The organism is Marinospirillum celere (assembly GCF_900112235.1).
Classification (GTDB): domain Bacteria; phylum Pseudomonadota; class Gammaproteobacteria; order Pseudomonadales; family Halomonadaceae; genus Marinospirillum; species Marinospirillum celere.
This window is the reverse complement of the sequence record NZ_FOLH01000004.1, coordinates 408,447-426,772: the sequence shown is the minus strand read 5'-3', so window position 1 is coordinate 426,772 and position 18,326 is coordinate 408,447. Positions and strand designations below refer to the sequence as shown.

The 18,326-nt window shown below is 51.5% G+C and carries 17 protein-coding genes; 13 read left to right on the top strand and 4 right to left on the bottom strand.

The genetic code is table 11. The features are described 5' to 3' along the window. The gene (locus tag BM185_RS11635) at nucleotides 1–1,572 is read left to right on the top strand and encodes a bifunctional aminoglycoside phosphotransferase/ATP-binding protein (protein ID WP_091963836.1); all 1,572 of its coding nucleotides are present in this window, start codon (nucleotides 1–3) and stop codon (nucleotides 1,570–1,572) included. On the opposite strand, the gene BM185_RS11630 is transcribed toward BM185_RS11635, so the two are convergent. Next, nucleotides 1,569–2,519 carry a ChaN family lipoprotein gene (locus tag BM185_RS11630; protein WP_177203544.1) on the bottom strand — a complete coding sequence of 317 codons (951 nt, stop codon included), beginning with the start codon at nucleotides 2,517–2,519 and terminating at the stop codon, nucleotides 1,569–1,571. The two genes, BM185_RS11635 and BM185_RS11630, sit on opposite strands and share 4 nt — an antisense overlap. A 126-nt stretch (nucleotides 2,520–2,645) precedes the next feature. Between BM185_RS11630 and dksA the strand changes: the two genes are divergently transcribed. The 12 genes from dksA to BM185_RS11575 all read left to right on the top strand — a co-directional run bounded on the left by dksA (nucleotide 2,646) and on the right by BM185_RS11575 (nucleotide 14,685). Continuing rightward, nucleotides 2,646–3,083 carry an RNA polymerase-binding protein DksA gene (gene dksA / locus BM185_RS11625; RefSeq protein ID WP_091963830.1) on the top strand — a complete coding sequence of 146 codons (438 nt, stop codon included), beginning with the start codon at nucleotides 2,646–2,648 and terminating at the stop codon, nucleotides 3,081–3,083. Next, the gene (gene gluQRS, locus BM185_RS11620) at nucleotides 3,084–3,986 is read left to right on the top strand and encodes a tRNA glutamyl-Q(34) synthetase GluQRS (protein ID WP_091963828.1); all 903 of its coding nucleotides are present in this window, start codon (nucleotides 3,084–3,086) and stop codon (nucleotides 3,984–3,986) included. Then, a complete protein-coding gene (locus BM185_RS14690) occupies nucleotides 3,968–4,138 on the top strand; it encodes a hypothetical protein (RefSeq protein WP_177203543.1) in 171 nt (56 codons plus the stop codon). Before gluQRS ends, BM185_RS14690 begins: the two co-directional genes overlap by 19 nt. A gap of 17 nt (nucleotides 4,139–4,155) precedes the next feature. Next, nucleotides 4,156–7,116, top strand: coding sequence for an ATP-binding protein (locus BM185_RS11615; RefSeq protein ID WP_091963825.1), 2,961 nt, complete (start codon nucleotides 4,156–4,158; stop codon nucleotides 7,114–7,116). After that, entirely contained in the window at nucleotides 7,094–8,515 is a 1,422-nt protein-coding gene (locus BM185_RS11610) for a sigma-54-dependent transcriptional regulator (RefSeq protein WP_091963821.1), read from the top strand. Before BM185_RS11615 ends, BM185_RS11610 begins: the two co-directional genes overlap by 23 nt. Before the next feature lie 273 nt (nucleotides 8,516–8,788). Further along, nucleotides 8,789–9,109, top strand: coding sequence for a hypothetical protein (locus BM185_RS11605; protein WP_091963819.1), 321 nt, complete (start codon nucleotides 8,789–8,791; stop codon nucleotides 9,107–9,109). Nucleotides 9,110–9,238: 129 nt separating this feature from the next. After that, on the top strand, nucleotides 9,239–10,591 hold the full coding sequence (gene pcnB, locus BM185_RS11600; protein ID WP_091963816.1) for a polynucleotide adenylyltransferase PcnB: 1,353 nt from the start codon (nucleotides 9,239–9,241) through the stop codon (nucleotides 10,589–10,591). 14 nt (nucleotides 10,592–10,605) lie between these two features. Continuing rightward, nucleotides 10,606–11,112, top strand: a complete 507-nt coding sequence (gene folK, locus BM185_RS11595) for a 2-amino-4-hydroxy-6-hydroxymethyldihydropteridine diphosphokinase (protein ID WP_091963813.1) — start codon at nucleotides 10,606–10,608, stop codon at nucleotides 11,110–11,112. Nucleotides 11,113–11,183: 71 nt separating this feature from the next. Beyond that, the gene (gene panB / locus BM185_RS11590; RefSeq protein ID WP_091963931.1) at nucleotides 11,184–11,975 is read left to right on the top strand and encodes a 3-methyl-2-oxobutanoate hydroxymethyltransferase; all 792 of its coding nucleotides are present in this window, start codon (nucleotides 11,184–11,186) and stop codon (nucleotides 11,973–11,975) included. An 8-nt stretch (nucleotides 11,976–11,983) separates the two neighbouring features. Continuing rightward, nucleotides 11,984–12,835 (top strand): pantoate--beta-alanine ligase, encoded by an 852-nt coding sequence (gene panC, locus BM185_RS11585; protein WP_425434208.1) that lies wholly within the window; start codon nucleotides 11,984–11,986, stop codon nucleotides 12,833–12,835. Between the two features lie 98 nt (nucleotides 12,836–12,933). Further along, complete coding sequence (gene panD / locus BM185_RS11580; RefSeq protein ID WP_091963808.1) at nucleotides 12,934–13,314, top strand: aspartate 1-decarboxylase; 381 nt, start codon at nucleotides 12,934–12,936, stop codon at nucleotides 13,312–13,314. Between the two features lie 195 nt (nucleotides 13,315–13,509). Continuing rightward, nucleotides 13,510–14,685: an acetyl-CoA C-acetyltransferase gene (locus BM185_RS11575; RefSeq protein WP_091963805.1), complete on the top strand. Its 1,176-nt coding sequence runs from the start codon at nucleotides 13,510–13,512 to the stop codon at nucleotides 14,683–14,685. A gap of 75 nt (nucleotides 14,686–14,760) precedes the next feature. Here BM185_RS11575 and pnp read toward each other — a convergent pair whose 3' ends face one another. The 3 genes from pnp to truB all read right to left on the bottom strand — a co-directional run bounded on the left by pnp (nucleotide 14,761) and on the right by truB (nucleotide 18,326). After that, nucleotides 14,761–16,908 carry a polyribonucleotide nucleotidyltransferase gene (gene pnp, locus BM185_RS11570; RefSeq protein WP_091963802.1) on the bottom strand — a complete coding sequence of 716 codons (2,148 nt, stop codon included), beginning with the start codon at nucleotides 16,906–16,908 and terminating at the stop codon, nucleotides 14,761–14,763. Nucleotides 16,909–17,055: 147 nt separating this feature from the next. Continuing rightward, nucleotides 17,056–17,322 (bottom strand): 30S ribosomal protein S15, encoded by a 267-nt coding sequence (rpsO, locus tag BM185_RS11565; RefSeq protein ID WP_091963800.1) that lies wholly within the window; start codon nucleotides 17,320–17,322, stop codon nucleotides 17,056–17,058. A 71-nt stretch (nucleotides 17,323–17,393) separates the two neighbouring features. Continuing rightward, nucleotides 17,394–18,326 (bottom strand): tRNA pseudouridine(55) synthase TruB, encoded by a 933-nt coding sequence (gene truB / locus BM185_RS11560; RefSeq protein ID WP_091963797.1) that lies wholly within the window; start codon nucleotides 18,324–18,326, stop codon nucleotides 17,394–17,396.

Below are 18,326 nucleotides of genomic sequence, written 5' to 3'. Positions count from 1 at the left end.
ATGACTGAAACCCTGATCCAGACCCTAAAAACTTCAGCTGCCTTTCCCCATCCCGCTGAAGCCATCCAGGTCCGCGAAACACATATTTCGTGGGTACTGCTGACCGGGGACTTTGCCTACAAGATCAAAAAACCTGTTGATTTTGGTTTCCTTGATTACTCCACTCTGGAAAAGCGCAAAGAGTTTCTTGAACTGGAAATGCAACTCAACAAGCGCCTGGCTCCTGATTTCTATCTGGAAGTCCTGCCCATCTCGGGCAGCCCTGAAGCTCCCAGGGTTGGTGATGCCAGCGATCCCTTTGAATACGCCTTAAAGATGCGCCAATTTGATGACAGCCAGTTACTGAATGGCTTGCAACAAAGAGGGGAACTCAAGGAAGAACACCTACTGCAGCTTGCCGGTGAAATTGCAGACTTCCACGGGCAGCTGGCTGGGCAAACGCCCCCTGATGACCTGGGAACAGCCTCAGCCATCTGGGCCCCTGCTCAGCAAAACTTTGATCAAATCCGCGGCCTACTCACCGATGAAGAAGCACTCAAACAACTGGATCTTCTTCAAGCCTGGTCAGTAGATACCTTTGAGCGTTTGCAAGAAACCTTCAACCAGCGCCATGCTCAGGGCTATGTGCGTGAGTGTCATGGCGACCTTCACCTGGGTAATGCCACTCTTTGGCAAGGCAAGGTAGTGGCCTTTGATTGCATCGAATTCAACCCGGGTTTTCGCTGGTGTGATGTGATCAGTGACCTGGCATTCCTGCTCATGGATCTGGAAGACCGTGGACTTAAGAAACTCGCCAACATCACGCTTAATTACTATCTCGAAAAAACCGGCGACTACGAAGGCTTGCAGCTACTTTGCTTCTATAAAGTCTACCGCGCCTTGGTTCGCGCCAAGATCAATCTCTTCCGCCTGGGTCAACCTGGCTTGGACGATGAAGATAAGGCCACTGTCATGCGCCAGTATCGTAGTTATACCGATCTGGCTGAAAGCTATACTGACTTCAATCCGCCCTATTTGATGATTACCTACGGGGTTTCTGGCAGTGGTAAAAGCACCCTCACCGAAAATGTGGTGCGCGAGCTGGGAGGAATTCGTATCCGCTCCGATGTAGAGCGCAAGCGATTATTTGGCCTGGATGCAGAAGCCAATAGCCAATCCAGCATATCCGGCGGCATTTATACCCCCGAGGCAACGGAACAAACCTACCAGCGACTCACTGAACTGGCCGACCTGGTTCTACGCTCCTGCTTTCCAGTCACTATGGATGCAACCAACCTAAAACGTGCTCAGCGTGACCGGCTGCGTGCAGTTGCTGAAAACCTGGGTTTGCCCTCACTGATTATCGCCCTCAAGGCGGATGAAGCCACCTTAAAAAGGCGCATTACCAAGCGCCAGCAAGCGGGCGAAAAGGTTGCTGAAGCTGACTTGGCGGTTCTCGAACAACAGCTCGCCAACCGTGAGCCCCTGGCTGAAGGTGAGCTGGCTTGTGCAGTAACCGTGGATACGGATGCTCCAGCAGCCAGCCAAACCCTGGTCAAGTTGATACGTGATCATCTAAAACTTGATGACTAGCCCTCAAGAGAACGCCGCAGCTCTTCACAATAATCTACCGGAGGAAGGGCTGGGGTAAAAAAGATGTAGTCAAAAGCCGGCAGGCTATCGATCCCTTCGGGCTGGTAAGCCTGTGGCTCTTGGCGCTCCTCATCAACGGCTTGCAAGAGCACACTGGTAACCTTTACCTCCCCTGGCAACCAACGGGCAACACCCAAATCTTGACGTGAGTGGACTGAACCGGTGATCAGCAAATGGATACCTTGGTGGCCTACGGCCTGACTCAAGGCCTCAGCCATGGCCTGATCCCGCGCCAGCTGAACCTGGCGCATGCTGGGTAGTCGCTCCTCGGGCAAAAGACCGCAGTGACCCTGATCGATCAACTCATCCAGTGCCTTGGCTTGCTGATCACTGATCGCAGGACGTGGTGCCCCCTCTTGATAAGCCTGCATCTGGGCTTCGCGATCCAAATCAGCGGCGATCACTCCCGCCGACCCAGTCAGTCCCGCCTGGACCAGGTCGTCATAGCGCGTCCAGGGCCAGCCACGGTCCTGCCATTGCAGGTCTTCAGGAGCTACTGCCTGCGCACCCAGGTGCCGGTCCAAGAGCGGCTGTTGGCTTCGACTCGCCATTTCCAACGCCAGCCAGCCCAGGCGATCCGATTTCTGCAAGGCTTTCAACCAATAGAGTGCCAGACGCTGATGATCAGGATGGTCGTGCTGTTCACCAATAAAGAGCCAGGAACCGAGTTCAAGGCCGGCCAACAAATTCGCTGGATCAACAAAATCCTGTTCGGCGTAAGACCAAAGCTGCCCGACTAAAGGATGATCTCTTTGTTCGCTGGCCAGCCAGGCTTCACGATCGTCTGCCGCTCGTACAACATCGACAAAAAGCAGCCAACTACCTAGAAAACCCGCCCAAAACAGCCAATACCTTACTGATAGCAGCTTCCCAACGCTTAGGCTCAAAATATTTCCCCCCTAAAGTGCATACGCTTTGTCTTGCAATTTCACGGATATTCCAGTAAATAAGCTAGTCTTTTTTTCGTCCGGCAGTTGCCGAAACAGGAAGATTTTTAAAGTCGCGAGGCGGTTATGCCAGAAAGCAATCAACAACTAGAAACAAATCAAGACTTTGTCCCTTATCAACTCGCTGAAGGGGAAGAGTACATGAACGATGAGCAGTTGGCACACTTTCGCAAGCTGCTGCTGCAATGGAAACAGGAGTTGATGGAAGAAGTTGACCGCACTGTTCAGCACCTCAAAGAAGAAGCCAGCAACTTTGCGGACCCGGCTGACCGAGCGACCCAGGAAGAAGAGTTCAGCCTGGAATTGCGTACCCGTGATCGTGAGCGCAAGTTGATCAAAAAGATCAATGACACCCTGGAAAAGATTGATGAAGGGGACTACGGCTACTGTGATGCCTGTGGCATAGAAATCGGTATCCGCCGTCTTGAAGCCCGTCCCACCGCGACTCTCTGTGTAGACTGCAAAAGTCTGGCAGAAATCAAGGAAAAACAGATCGGCGGCTAAATGCAGTATGTTGGCCGCTTTGCGCCTACACCTTCTGGCTCCCTGCACCTGGGTTCACTGGTCACTGCTCTGGCCAGCTGGCTGGATGCCCGTAGCCAGCAAGGCAAGTGGCTCCTACGCATTGAAGACCTGGATCCACCCAGAGAGGAACCAGGCGCAGCCGACCAGATTCTCTATAGCCTTGAACAGCTGGGTCTGTTCTGGGATGGTCCGCTGGTTTACCAAAGCCAACGCTCAGCCGCTTATCAGCAGGCTTTACAGCTGCTCCAGGACAAGCAGCTAGCCTATCCTTGCAGCTGTACCCGCAAGGAGTTAGCTGGCTTTTCAATCTATCCTGGCTTTTGTCGCCAGGGGCCACGTTATCCAAACCGCCCTCTAGCCTGGCGCTTTGCCGTTGATAACAACCTCAAAGCTCGCTGGCAGGATGCTATCCAGGGCCCTCAGTACTGGTCACTGGCAGACGCAGGTGATGTGGTTATTCGGCGCAAGGACCAACTCTGGGCCTATCAACTGGCGGTTACTCTGGATGATCTTGAGCAGGGCATTACCCATATTGTCCGAGGTATCGACCTGCTTGATTCCACACCCTGGCAGATTAATTTGGCGCAGGCCCTCCAACCCGAAGCGCCTGCTTTTCAATACGCCCACTTGCCCGTTATAGTGAACAAGCAGGGCCAGAAGCTCTCCAAGCAAAATCTAGCGCCTGCATTGGATACGACTCAGGCGACCCAACTGCTCTATCGCTCCCTGCTGGTCCTGCAACAAAGAGTTGATCCAGCCTGGCTTCAGGAAAAGCCAGCAACCCTGCTCGAAGAAGCAGCCAAAAACTGGCAGCTGGAACGGGTTCCCAAAGTGACCCAGCTACCCGAGGAGTCCTTGAAGACATGCATTTCTACCGACTAGTTCTGGTTTTGGTGACTCTGGGTTATCTCTTTTCTCCCTGGTTTCTCGTACCCTGGGGAGGCACCGATTGGTACAAGCCTTTTCTGATTTGGGCAGGGCTGATTGCCGCAACGCTTTGGCTGGAACAAAAACGCCGCCTTGAGCAACTCTAAAAGAAAAGGCCTTCTCGATGAGCTTCACGCTGACCCAAATCTTTCTTCTCGGTGTTGGTTATCTTTCCCTGCTCTTTGCATGTGGCTGGCTGGTTGAAAAAGACTGGCTACCCAAACGCCTGGTTCGCCATCCCCTGATCTATATTCTGGCCTTGGGGATGTATGCCAGTGCCTGGGCTTTTTATGGCTCTTTTGGCATGGCCGAACGCTATGGCTATGGTTACCTAACCTACTATCTTGGCATTGCCGGAGCCTTTGTACTGGCACCGGTACTTCTACTGCCGCTATTGCGCTTAACCCGTACCTATCAGCTCACCTCATTACCTGATCTACTCGCCTTTCGTTACCGCAGCCGCTGGGTGGGTATGCTAGTGACTCTGGGATTACTCTTTGCCAGCATGCCGCTTTTGGCTCTGCAGATTCAGGCCATCGGTGATGTCATCCACCTGCTGACCAATGAATCCTCACCTTACCATCTGGCTTTTGTGTTCTGTGCTGTCATCACCCTTTTTGCCATCCTCTTTGGCGCTCGTCATATTTCCCTGCAGGAGCGCCATGAAAGTCTTTTGGTCGCCATTGCCCTGGAATCCCTGGTAAAGCTGGTCGCTTTTTTACTGCTGGGCGGCGTTGCCTTGTTTACTGTGTTTGGTGGTTTCGAGGGTTTGGAAAGCTGGCTGGCCACCCATGGCGACACTCTGGCAGCGTCAGTTCAGCCGCTGGAAGACAACCAATGGCGCACACTGCTTTTACTCTTTGTAGCCACGGCAGTTTCCATGCCGCATATCTTCCATATCATCTTCACTGAAAACCCTTCCGAAGACGCCTTGATGCAAGCAACCTGGATGCTGCCTCTTTTTTTACTACTTCTCGCTTTACCGGTTCCGGTCATCTACTGGGCGCACCAGGCATTGCAAAGCACGCTGCCAATTGAATATGCCAGTCTTTCCTTAGGAGGTTACTGGAGTCTCTTATCCTTTATTGCTGGCCTGGCTGCGGCAAGTGGCACCATCATTGTCATGACCCTGGCCCTAGCCCCGATGGTTTTAAATCACCTGGTACTAACGGTGTATCAGCCCCCTGCCAAGTTTGATATCTATTATTGGCTGGTCTGGATGCGCCGCCTGCTGATTGCCAGCCTGATTTTTATTGCCTATCTGGTTTATCTGGTCCTCAGCGTCAAACATGACTTGGCCACCCTAGGCTTAACCGCCTTCATAGGTACGCTACAGTTTTTACCGGGGATTCTTGCCCTGCTCTATTGGCCTGCAGCAAATCGCAAGGGGTTACTGGCTGGACTCACCGTCGGCTTTGGCATCTGGTTTATAGGTTTGGGCCTACCCCTGATGTTTGGAGTCACTGAGCTTCATTGGCCGGGAGGCGTCATTCCACTCCTTGGCATGGATGACTGGTATCAAGTCACGCTCGTATCTATCACACTCAACATATTGATTTTTATTCTTATTTCCCTGACAACCGAGCCCAGTGAGGAAGAAAAAATTGGCGCCCAGGCCTGCTCACAAGACTCCCTTCTGCATTCCAAACGCCTCCAGCTCAAAGCACGCAATTCTGCCGACTTCATACGCTTTTTAAGTATTCCCTTGGGACAAACCACAGCCCAGCAGGAAGTACAGCGTGCCTTAAAAGAACTGAGCCTCCATGAACAGGATGCCCGCCCCTATGCACTCAGGCGTCTGCGTGATCGCATTCAAGCCAATCTGTCGGGTATGATGGGGCCCGCGGTTGCCCAGGAATTAATTGATCGCTACCTGCCCTGGAAAAGCAGTGATAATGGCAATGATGATGATATCCATTTTGTTGAACGCCATCTTGAAGACTACCGCACCCGCTTGACCGGGATGGCCAAGGAACTGGACAAGCTAAGACGCCACCATCGCCAAACGCTCCTTTACTTGCCTGTGGGCATTTGTACCCTAGGTCGCGATCAGGAAGTCCTGATGTGGAACCATGCCATGGAAAAGCTGACTGGAATCTGCGGTGAAGAGGTCATAGGTTCACGAATTCGCCACTTGCCTGCCCCCTGGAACCAGCTATTGGATAGCTTCCTTGCTGAAGAGCGCCAGCAGGTTTATCGGCAAGCCCTGGAACTGGAAAAAGGCCACCTCTGGTTGAGCCTGCATAAAGCCCGGTTGGACGACCCCGTTGCACTCATGGGCGGGACCGTTCTTTTGGTTGAAGATCAAAGCGACGTCAAACACCTGGAAGATGAACTCATCCACAATGAGCGCCTGGCCTCCATAGGGCGCCTTGCTGCAGGTGTTGCCCATGAAATAGGCAATCCGGTGACCGGTATTTCATCCCTGGCTCAAAACCTCAAGTATGATGCTGAAGACCCAGAAACGGTTCGTGAAACCAGCCTACAAATTCTTCAGCTCACCCAACGCATCACCCGGATTGTTCAATCACTGGTCAGCTTCTCTCACGCTGGACGTCACAAGGATAAGCAGCAGCAGTTCGAAGCCGTTAACCTGGCCAGCACTTTGGATGAGGCTATCAATTTAATTTCTTTAAGCCCCAAAGGACGTCATCGTTTTTACCAAAACCTCTGCCCCCAAGACCTCTATATCCAGGGCGATGCCCAGCGATTAATCCAGGTCTTTGTTAACCTGATTGCCAACGCACGGGATGCGACCCATGAAGAGGGGCAAATCACCTGTACTGGTAAGCTTCAGGGCTCAGAAGCTTGGATCGAAATTCATGACGATGGCTGCGGAATAGCCAGCGAAGAACTGGAGCATCTTTTTGATCCCTTTTATACCACCAAGGAAGCAGGTGAAGGGACAGGCTTGGGTCTTGCACTGGTTTATAGTATTGTCGAAGAACATTCAGGGCAGATTCATGCAATCAGCCCCAGCCCACTGCTTGGTAAAGGTAGCTGTTTCCAGTGCCGATTTCCGCTATCCCCGAATCTAGCCAACCAGGAGATACCTGACGACCATGAGTCATATTCTGATCGTTGAAGACGAAGGCATTATCCGCTCTGCCTTGAGAAGACTATTGGAGCGTAATGGTTTCCAGATCACTGAAGCCGGCACCGTGCCTGAGGCGCGCAAACACCTGGACACTCATCAGTTTGATCTGATTATCAGCGACCTCCGCCTGCCTGGAGAAGCTGGCACTGAGCTGATTGGCGAACAACTGCCCGTACTCATCATGACCAGCTATGCCAGCCTAAGGTCAGCGGTTGATGCCATGAAACAGGGTGCCGTCGATTATATTGCCAAGCCCTTTGATCATGATGAAATGTTGACTGCAGTTAACCACATTCTTAATCAGCACCGCCGTCAACAAAAGCCAACCGAAGAAACGACATCGCAAACACCGGCCTCAGAACAGCACACTGCTGGCATGCTTGGTGAAAGTGATGTTATGCAAGCCGTTTTTCAACAGATCCACAAGGTTGCGCCCTATGACTGCCGTGTACTAATTCTGGGTGAATCAGGTACAGGTAAGGAACTGGTCGCCCGTGCTCTTCATCAACTCAGTCCACGCCATTCCGCCCCTCTGATCTCCGTAAACTGTGCAGCCATACCCGAAACCCTGATTGAATCCGAACTTTTCGGCCACGAGAAAGGCGCTTTTACCGGTGCCAATACCAGTCGCAATGGCTTAATAGAAGCTGCTGATGGCGGCAGCTTGTTTTTGGATGAGATCGGCGAACTGCCATTGGAAGCCCAGGCGCGACTTTTACGGGTTTTACAGGAAGGGGAGATTCGCCGCCTGGGGTCGGTGGAATCACGCAAAGTAGATGTTCGTCTTTTGGCAGCCACCCATCGTGACATTAAAACTCTGGTCGATCAGGGCAAATTCCGGCTTGACCTTTACTACCGCCTGAATGTAGTTGAGTTGGAACTGCCCTGCCTCAGCGAACGAGGTGATGACATTCTGCTGCTGGCCGAACATCTGCTTCAGCAAAGTTGCGAACGCCTCGGCAAGCCCCAGGCACGCTTTGCGAAATCTGCACGCAACGCCCTTCTGAGTTACTCCTGGCCGGGGAATGTAAGGGAACTGGAAAACCGTGTAGAAAGAGCCGTTATTTTGGCGGACGACACCCTGTTACATGCAGAAGATTTACAGCTACCCAAAGCGGCCAGCATCAAGAAAGCCAGTTTTATCAGCAGCAACTTTGCCGAACCGCAAACCAAAACCAGCCAGTTTGCTGATGCTGACCATGATCCTGCCCACCTGCCCGCTGATGACCTCTCACTGGAAGATTACTTTGTGCGTTTCGTACAGGAAAATGAAGATCAAATGAGTGAAACCGAGTTGGCAAAGAAATTGGGCATCTCAAGAAAATGTCTTTGGGAAAGGCGCCAGCGCCTGGGCATCCCAAAACGTAAAACAGCAAGTAGCAAATAGCAGCTTCCAGCCATCCACAGGTGTTACCTATGACCTCACATTCAAAACTTCAAGTGTGGATTTCAGGTAACACTACCTGCTTCGAAACGCACAAACAGACACCAAAATATCCTAGAAGACTGTTTATAAATGATTTTTTCATTTCTGGCACGTATCGAGCATTGTAATAGACAAGAATAACAAGAACACCGGCGCCAGTATTGCAGCAACAACAAAAACAACCCTGCACCTGGCCGAACCGACTTCCAAACAACAAAAACAACAGGAAGTCTGGTGAATGACCCCTGGTTACTGACAACAAAAACAATTCCAGTTACCAGCTTCAGAACAACAAAAATAACAAATGTACTCAGGGTCACCGGTCTTCAGCGAAAGCAGATGCTCAGGCAAAAAACAACAACAAAAGCCGACAGCATCCAAGGAGCCAACAAAAACAACAAAAGCTCCAGGAAAACGCCCAAGCTGAGGCTAAATTGTTTTGAATACGAGATGGTCTTCCCGGAAGAGCCAACAAAAATAACAAGGCTGCCGTTTGATGACTGTGATGCGTATTCAGGGCGATCTAGAAATATCTCCCTAACCGGAAATGGATAGCCACAAGTCAATCGATGATTATAAGGGGAAAGCCAAGGCTTTCCCCTTACTTTATTGCGTTTCAGCCTTTGCCCCAGCCTGCCTCTCGGTTAAACTGCCGCTTTGCCTGTTTAAAGAAGAACATCACTGATGCTTAAAGGATTTACTCGCTTTCTTTCCAATCGACTCAAGCGTAGCGCTGAGCCAGAACCGCAACAGCAGATTTTAACACGTGCTGAGCATCCAATAAGCCGTAGCGAAATCCATGAGGGAGCCCTCAAGGTTCTTTATCGGCTCCACAAAAGCGGACATCAAGCCTATCTGGTCGGTGGTTGCATTCGTGACCGACTCCTGGGTAAAAATCCCAAAGATTTTGATGTGGCAACAGATGCCACGCCAGAAGAAGTCAATCAGTTGTTCCGCAACTCACGCATCATTGGTCGCCGCTTTCGCATCGTTCATGTTCGTTTTGGACGTGAGATTATTGAAGTAACCACCTTCCGAGGCCAGGCCAACACCCAAAACTCGGCACACCACAAGCAATCAGAAGCCGGCATGCTGCTCCGTGACAATGTCTGGGGCAATATCGAAGAGGATGCAGCCAGACGCGATTTTACGATCAATGCCCTCTATTACAGCATTGCTGACTTTTCTGTTTACGACTTCACGGGTGGATTGAACGACTTAGAAAATCGTCAGTTGCGTCTTATCGGCGACCCTGAAACCCGCTACCGCGAAGATCCGGTCCGCATGCTCAGAGCCATACGTTTTATGGCCAAACTTGATTTTGAGCTGGAAGCTGCCACAGCAGCGCCAATACGCGAACATGCAGAACTTCTGCTGCAGGTTCCCCCGGCTCGCCTTTTTGATGAAGTCCTTAAACTTTTCCTGTCAGGTGACGCCCTCAAAACCTTTCACCTGCTGCAGGACTATCAACTTTTTGGCATGCTCTTTCCTGCCAGTCATGAAGCTTTTAAAACCCAACCAACCGCCCAGGCCCTGGTTGAGCAGGCACTGGCCAATACCGACAAGCGTATCCGTGAACAACGCCCGGTTACCCCTGCCTTTTTGTATGCTGCTTTACTCTGGCCAGGCCTGCAACAGATATGGGAAGATCTGCAAAAACGCGGTACGCCACCTTTTCCAGCGATGCAGCAGGCAGGTAATCGCTTACTGCAAAGGCAAAGCCAACACATCACCATCCCCAAGCGCTTCGCCTTCCCAATGCGGGAAATCTGGGACCTGCAATTAAAGCTGCCCAAGCGGCGTGGCAAACAGGCTTGGAAACTCTTGAGTGAGCCTCGTTTTCGTGCCGGTTATGACTTTTTACTACTCAGAGAAACTGCCGGTGAGGCAACAGAAGGGCTGGCTGCTTGGTGGACAGAGTTTCAGGCTACGGATGAAGCAGGCCAACAAACACTGTTGAATCAACTGGGACCTGCACCCAAAACAACCCGGCGCAGGCGACCCCGTAAAGCCAAGCCAGCTACGCCCAAAAGTTAACTGAGGTTTTGTCGATGGCACACGCCTGGATAGGACTTGGCAGTAATCTGAACGACCCGGAACAGCAACTGAAAACGGCGCTGGTTGAGCTGGGCGACCTGCCATCTACACAACTTCTTAAGGCCTCACGCTTGTGGATCAGCAAACCTCTGGGGCCTCAAGATCAACCTGATTTCATCAATGCCGCCGCCCTACTGGACACCCAGCTACTGCCTCTGGACCTGCTCGATCAGCTTCAGGCCCTCGAACAGGCCCATCAAAGAGTGCGCAAGCAACACTGGGGGCCAAGAACCCTGGATCTGGACCTGCTGCTTTACGATCAGCTGCAACTGGATCACCCCCGCCTGCAACTTCCTCACCCGCAAATGCACTTGCGCCCTTTTGTGCTGGAGCCACTGATGGAACTTGATTCCCACCTTGAACTACCGGAACATGGCAGGCTTGCTGACTTGGTAGAGCGCCTTAATTCCGGCAACACCCTTAAAACGGTGTTACCTCTGGAAGCAAAGATGCCTTCATAATTTTGACTTTTAGGTTACCAGGGGTAACAATCTCCTCCCTGATCCTAGAACTTCTGATGACGGACGTGATCATGAAAGCAGTGACAGTAACGACTCTCAAAGATATCAAAGCGGCAGGTGACAAGTTTAGTGTCATCACTTGCTATGATGCAGCCTTCTCGCAGCGTATTAATGAAGCAGGCATCGATGTCATGCTGATTGGTGATTCTCTGGGCATGGTACTTCAGGGGCATGATTCAACTTTACCTGTCACCCTGGATGACATGGTTTACCACACCCGCGCAGTCAAAGCCGGTAACAGTCGCTGCCTGATTATGGCCGACCTCCCCTTTATGTCAGATTCCAGCATCCCTACGCTGCTGGAAAATGCTGCGGCCTTAATGCGTGCGGGTGCCCATCTGGTCAAAATTGAAGGCGATACTTGGCTAGCTGCAGGCATCACCGAACTTTCCCGCCGAGGAATCCCTGTGTGCGCCCATCTGGGCTTGACGCCCCAAACAGTTAATCAACTGGGCGGTTACAAGGTTCAAGGACGCGGTGAAGCAGGCAAGGCTCTGGTTGACGCCGCTAAAAACCTGGAAGCAGCAGGGGCCAGCCTTATTCTTCTTGAGTGCGTACCAACAGAAATCGGTAAAGCCGTTACTGAAGCGGTCAACTGCCCTGTCATAGGTATAGGCGCAGGTCCTCATACCGATGGCCAGGTTTTGGTGCTGCATGATTTATTGGGCATCACACCTGGAAAAACGGCCAAATTTGTCAAAAATTTTATGACTGAGGCCGACTCCATCCCGGCTGCCCTCAAGGCTTATCATGAAGCCGTGAAGACAGGTCGCTTTCCAGCAGAAGAGCATAGTTTCCAATGACAGCATCCTTGGTTACCTTCACCCAAACTGCTGAACTGAGGAAAGAGGTCAGCCAATTGCGCCGCCAAGGGCTAACCCTTGCGTTGGTGCCCACTATGGGCAACCTTCATGCTGGGCACCTGCGCCTGGTTGAAGAAGCCCGGCGCCATGCTGACAAGGTTCTGACCACTATCTTCGTTAACCCCTTGCAGTTTGGGCCCCATGAAGATTTTGACAACTATCCTCGAACGCTTGAAGAGGATAGCGAAAAGCTGGCTTCTGCGGGCTGCGATTACCTGTTCAATCCCTCGGTCACCGAAGTCTACCCTGAGGGCCAGGAAAATCAGACACGGGTTCAGGTCCCCCAAGTGAGTGAAGGCCTCTGCGGCCAAAAACGACCCGGACACTTTGATGGTGTTGCCACGGTGGTCAGCAAACTGTTCAACTTTGTGCAACCGGATGTTGCCTGCTTTGGACAAAAAGACTATCAACAGCTGGCGGTCATCCAAAAAATGACCCGAGATCTTAACTTCCCGATTCGAATTATTGGTGTACCCACACAGCGGGCAACCGATGGCCTGGCCTTGTCTTCACGCAATGCCTATCTGACCGAGGCTGAACGCCGTAAAGCAGCGGGCCTTTATGCCACTTTAAAATCCATTGGTGAGAAGCTGGCAGCCGGCAATACCCATTTTCATGAACTGACCCACCTGGCGCGAGCCAGACTCGCCGAGCTGGGTTTTTCGCCCGAGTACGTGGAAATACGTTCACTGGATTTGAGCCCGGCACGAATTGATGCCAGGGAATGGGTACTGCTTGCTGCTGCACGCCTTGGCAAAGCCAGATTGATTGACAATTTGGTGGTTCGCAAAGGCGAATAAGGGACTAGACGTAGGCGCCGCAACCCTGTATAAAGCGGCTCTGCCTGTAATCAACAATTTGTCGCTTGCCCCGGCAGGCAAAAAGAGGTTCTTTTATCATGCAAACCATTATGCTTAAAGCCAAGCTCCACCAGGCACGTGTTACTCACGCGGTACTGGAATACGAAGGCTCCTGCGCAATCGACGGTGATCTTCTGGATATGGCCGGCCTGCATGAGTACGAACAAATTCAGATTTATAATCTGGAGAATGGACAGCGCTTCACCACCTACATCATTCGTGGTGAGCCAGGTTCAGGTATTATTTCAGTCAATGGTGCCGCTGCTCATCTGGCCAGTGTCGGTGACCGCGTCATTATTTGTGCTTATGCCAACTTTACTGAAGCGGAAAGAATCAAGCACAAGCCTGCGCTGATTTATATGGCTGAAGGTAATGCCGTCAGCCACACCAGCAATGCCATCCCCGTTCAGGTTGCCTAAAAACCTGAACGCTTTCTTACCAGGGCAGCCTCTCCAGCTGCCCTAAATTAGTCTAAAGTTGACCCCTGACTACCGGCATTTTAATGCTGGGGTATATCCTTTTCTGTCCTTCTTCTGTTACCTTGCTAATATTAATTTTGCACTGCATTAATCAAGGCTTCCACCTCATTAAGAGGCTCAACAGGAGAGTACATCATGCAAGACGTCGTTATAGTAGCAGCCGGTCGTACAGCCATCGGTGGTTTTGGAGGATCACTTGCCAGTGTTGCCCCTCACCTTTTGGGCGCAACCGTTATCAAGGGGCTTCTGGAAAAATCCGGTGTCGCCGCTGACCAGGTTGATGAAGTCATTCTCGGCCAGGTACTCGCAGCTGGCTGCGGCCAAAACCCGGCCCGCCAGGCTATGATCCATGCGGGTCTTCCCGAAACCACTCCAGCCATGACCATCAACAAAGTCTGCGGCTCAGGCCTTAAAGCTCTGCATTTGGCGACTCAGGCCATTCGCTGTGGGGATGCTGAGATTATTATTGCCGGTGGTCAGGAAAACATGAGTCAATCACCGCACATCCTGCCCAACTCACGTAATGGCCAGCGTATGGGTGATTGGGCCGCTAAAGATACCATGATCGTTGATGGCCTTTGGGATGCTTTCAATGACTACCACATGGGTATCACCACAGAAAATATCGTCGAAAAATTCAACATCAGCCGTGAAGACCAAGATGCTTTTGCCGCGGCGTCTCAAGCCAAAGCCTGCAAGGCCGTTAAAGAAGGCCGCTTTAAGGATGAAATCTTCCCGGTCAGCATTCCCCAGCGTAAAGGCGACCCCATCATTTTTGATACTGACGAAGGCCCGCGTGATGTCAGCGTTGAAAAGCTCGCCGGCATGCGCCCTGCTTTCAAAAAAGATGGCACAGTAACCGCAGGCAATGCCTCTTCCATTAACGATGGTGCTGCTGCGGTCATTCTTTGCTCAGCCAAAAAAGCTGAAGAATTGGGCCTGCCTGTCCTTGCTCGCATCAAGGCCTACTCTTCTGCCGGTGTTGACCCCAAAATCATGGGTACGGGCCCTATTCCTGCCACCCAAAAATGTCTGGAAAAAGCAGGCTGGGATATCAATGAGCTGGATCTGGTTGAGGCGAATGAAGCCTTTGCCGCCCAGGCTCTTTGCGTCAACCGTCAGCTGGGCTGGGATACGGAGAAGGTCAATGTTAATGGTGGCGCTATTGCCCTAGGCCACCCGATTGGTGCTTCCGGTTGTCGTGTACTTGTTACCCTGATTCACGAAATGACCAAACGTGATGCCAAAAAAGGCTTGGCAACCCTGTGTATTGGCGGTGGCCAAGGTGTTGCCCTGGCAGTAGAACGTTAAGTGCTAAAGCTCTAAAAAGAAAACCCGGCACTCTGGCCGGGTTTTTTTATTGCCTGCTAAAAGAAAGCTGAGGGCTTAGCCTTCAGGATTCTCAGCAGCAAAGCTGGCACGATCTTCGTCGCTGACTTCTTTGATCGACAGCTTAACGCGGTTACGATTATCGATATCGATAACCTTGACCAGCACTTCCTGGCCTTCGCTCAGGTAGTCTTTAACTGATTCAACGCGCTTGTTGTCGATCTGGGAAATGTGTACCAGACCATCCTGACCAGGCAGGAAAGTAACAAAGGCACCAAAATCAGCCAGGCGTGCAACCTTGCCTTTGTATACCTTGTCGATTTCAGCAACGGCGGTCAGACCCAGAATGATTTCTATGGCTGCCTTAGCTGCTTCTTGTGTATCCGCAAAGACCTTGATTTCGCCGGTATCTTCGATGTCAATAGAGGCACCCGTGCGTTCGGTAATGCTACGAATAGTTGCACCACCTTTACCGATAACATCACGAATTTTCTCGGGATCTATCTTCAGGCTGGTCATGGTAGGCGCATTGTCTGAAAGTTCAGTACGGGCTTCAGGCAAAACAGCATTCATCTGCTTAAGGATTTCCAGACGGGCCTGGTTAGCCTGTTGCAGTGCCTTCTCCATGATTTCTTCATTGATGCCTTCAATCTTGATGTCCATCTGCAGTGCAGTCACACCCTGCTCAGAACCGGCCACTTTAAAGTCCATATCACCCAGGTGATCTTCATCACCCAGGATATCGGTCAGAACGGCATAGCGCTCGCCATCCTTAACCAGACCCATGGCAATACCGGCAACCGGTGCTTTTAAGGGTACACCCGCATCCATCAATGCCAGGGATGAACCACAAACCGAGGCCATGGAACTGGAACCATTGGATTCAGTAATCTCTGAAACCACGCGAATGGTGTAGGGAAAAGCTTCTTCGCTGGGCATCATTGCCGCTACGCCACGCTTGGCAAGACGACCATGACCAATTTCACGACGCTTGGGGCCACCCATGAAGCCAGCTTCACCGACACTGTAAGGAGGGAAGTTATAGTGGAACAGGAAGTTATCGCGGTATTCGCCTTCCAGGCTTTCAATAATCTGGGCATCACGCGCAGTACCCAGCGTGGTTACCACTAGAGCCTGGGTTTCACCGCGGGTAAACAGAGCAGAACCATGTACCTTGGGCAGCACACCCACTTCGATGGTCAGCGGACGCACGGTGGTGTGGTCGCGGCCATCAATACGTGGCTCACCGTCGAGAACACTGTTACGAACAATGTCTTTTTCCAAACGGGCAAAAGCTGTCTTAACCGCATCAGCTGAAGGTGCACTTTCTGCATCAGTAACCAACTGTTCGATCGCTGCTTTTTTGATTTCATCCAGACGCGCATAGCGTTGCATCTTGTCAGTAATCTTGTAGGCTTCTTTGATCTGGCTGGCAACCAAAGGCTTAACCAGGTCTTCAGTTGCAGTGTCTTTAACAGCTGGCTGCCAGTCCCAGGAAGGTTTGGCATTTTCAGCCGCAAATTCCTTGATTGCTTGGATCGCTACTTGCATTTGGTCGTGTGCATAGAGCACGCCACCCAGCATCTGGTCTTCGGTCAGCTCTTGAGCTTCGGATTCAACCATCAGTACCGCAGCTTCAGTGCCGGCAACAACCATGTCCAAACGAGAAGCTTCCAACTCTTTTGAATTGGGGTTCAGCAGATAGCCCTGCTCATCGCTATAGCCGACACGTGCAGCAGCCAGAGGACCATTAAAGGGCACACCGGAAATGCTTAGCGCAGCAGAGGCACCCAGCATGGCTGCCACATCGGCTTCGACGCCCCGCTCTGCTGAAACCACGCTGCAGATAATCTGCACTTCATTCATGAAGCCTTTGGGAAACAGCGGACGGATAGGACGGTCAATCAGGCGGGAAACAAGGGTTTCTTTTTCAGTTGGACGGCCTTCACGCTTAAAGAAGCCACCGGGAATTTTGCCGACGGCATAGGTTTTTTCCTGGTAGAAAACAGCCAGCGGGAAAAAGTCTTGGTCGGGGTTTACATCTTTTTTAGCTACAACAGTACAGAGAACACTGGTTTTGTCCACAGTGACCAGTACAGCGCCGCTGGCCTGGCGAGCCATGCGGCCCGTTTCAAAAGTTACCTGGTGCTTGCCATACTGGAAGGTTTTTTTCTTTGCTTCTGGAATCACGGATCTTTCCTTCATTTCAATTTTTAGTCGCCATTAATTAGCCCTACTATCATACGCTGCCTAAGAGGACAAACAAAGCATTACCGGCCCTTCAGGCTAGTGGAAAATAAAAAGCCCCGCACTGAGCTATCAGGCGGGGCTTTGACAAGCTTAGGGCGGGTCTTAGCGACGCAGGCCCAGACGCTTAATCAGATCACTGTAACGGCTAGTGTCCTTGCCTTTCAGGTAGTCCAACAGCTTACGACGCTGGTTAACCTTACGGATCAGACCACGACGGCTATGGTGGTCTTTTTTGTTGTCCTTGAAGTGGTCCTGCAGCTTGTTGATGTCGTTAGTCAGCAGGGCAACCTGAACTTCAGGAGAACCGGTATCACCTTCGCCACGAGCGAAATCTTTAACAATTGCAGCTTTTTCTTCAGCAGTCAGCATTTTTACAACTCCACAGTCGCTTGATAACTCGGGCGCTGCCGTGCGACGTTACAGCAGGCCTGATAAAAAACTTAAGCTACACAAATCTTTCTGGGTGCCAGAAGACGTTGTTTACTAGCGGATTCCTTTACTTCACCTAGACCCAAAAACTTGAGCTCAGGATTGTAAAGGCGCACATTTTCCCCGATTTGCAGCGTCGAGTCCAGCAGTTCTATTGCTTGACCCTGCGTCAATTTTTGACTGCCTTCTTCATCCAGCTGAAAAGATGGCAGGTGCTCGACCAGAAGATCAACCGGTTTAAGCAAGGTGTCCAGAGCCTCCTCGCCCGCTTCCTGGTGCAGCTGTTCAAACCTATCCAGACTCACCAACTGATCTTCTTTGTAGGGGCCTGATTGAATTCGCCGCAAGGAAGCCAGGTAACCCAAAGTGCCTAAAGCCCTGGCCAGATCTTCACCCAAAACACGGATATAGGTTCCCTTGGAACAGCGTACTTCAAGTTCTATAAAATCAACACCCCAGTTCAGCAAGCGCAGTTCATGCAAAACAATAGCTCTGGCTGGACGCTCAACCGTTTGCCCAGAGCGTGCCAGTTCATAAAGCTTTTTACCTTGATGCTTCAGTGCTGAATACATCGGCGGCACCTGCTGCTGGGCTCCAGTAAAGTCTTCCAGCAGTTGCCCCAACCTTGCTTCAGACAGGTCCGGCAGGGCCGCTCTTTCCAGGACTTCACCTTCGGCATCACCAGTATCCCGCGACTCACCCAGTTGAATACGCGTTTGGTAGATCTTGTCTGCATCCAAGCCAAACTGGGCAAACTTGGTCGCCTCGCCAAAACATAAGGGCAGCACACCAGTCGCCAGAGGGTCGAGATTACCCGTATGCCCCCCCTTTTTTGCTTTCAATAACCAGCGTACTTTTTGTAGAGCCTTGTTGCTCGTCCAGCCCAGAGGCTTGTCGAGCAAAAGCACACCGTCAACACGGCGTCTGGGTGTTTTGCGTTGCAT

Coding starts and splice junctions, on each gene's coding strand:
- BM185_RS11635 (WP_091963836.1), top strand. CDS start 1: ATGACTGAAACCCTGATCCAGACCCTAAAAACTTCAGCTGCCTTTCCC.
- dksA (WP_091963830.1), top strand. CDS start 2,646: ATGCCAGAAAGCAATCAACAACTAGAAACAAATCAAGACTTTGTCCCT.
- gluQRS (WP_091963828.1), top strand. CDS start 3,084: ATGCAGTATGTTGGCCGCTTTGCGCCTACACCTTCTGGCTCCCTGCAC.
- BM185_RS14690 (WP_177203543.1), top strand. CDS start 3,968: ATGCATTTCTACCGACTAGTTCTGGTTTTGGTGACTCTGGGTTATCTC.
- BM185_RS11615 (WP_091963825.1), top strand. CDS start 4,156: ATGAGCTTCACGCTGACCCAAATCTTTCTTCTCGGTGTTGGTTATCTT.
- BM185_RS11610 (WP_091963821.1), top strand. CDS start 7,094: ATGAGTCATATTCTGATCGTTGAAGACGAAGGCATTATCCGCTCTGCC.
- pcnB (WP_091963816.1), top strand. CDS start 9,239: ATGCTTAAAGGATTTACTCGCTTTCTTTCCAATCGACTCAAGCGTAGC.
- folK (WP_091963813.1), top strand. CDS start 10,606: ATGGCACACGCCTGGATAGGACTTGGCAGTAATCTGAACGACCCGGAA.
- panB (WP_091963931.1), top strand. CDS start 11,184: ATGAAAGCAGTGACAGTAACGACTCTCAAAGATATCAAAGCGGCAGGT.
- panD (WP_091963808.1), top strand. CDS start 12,934: ATGCAAACCATTATGCTTAAAGCCAAGCTCCACCAGGCACGTGTTACT.
- BM185_RS11575 (WP_091963805.1), top strand. CDS start 13,510: ATGCAAGACGTCGTTATAGTAGCAGCCGGTCGTACAGCCATCGGTGGT.
- pnp (WP_091963802.1), bottom strand. CDS start 16,908: ATGAAGGAAAGATCCGTGATTCCAGAAGCAAAGAAAAAAACCTTCCAG.
- rpsO (WP_091963800.1), bottom strand. CDS start 17,322: ATGCTGACTGCTGAAGAAAAAGCTGCAATTGTTAAAGATTTCGCTCGT.
- truB (WP_091963797.1), bottom strand. CDS start 18,326: ATGCAACGCAAAACACCCAGACGCCGTGTTGACGGTGTGCTTTTGCTC.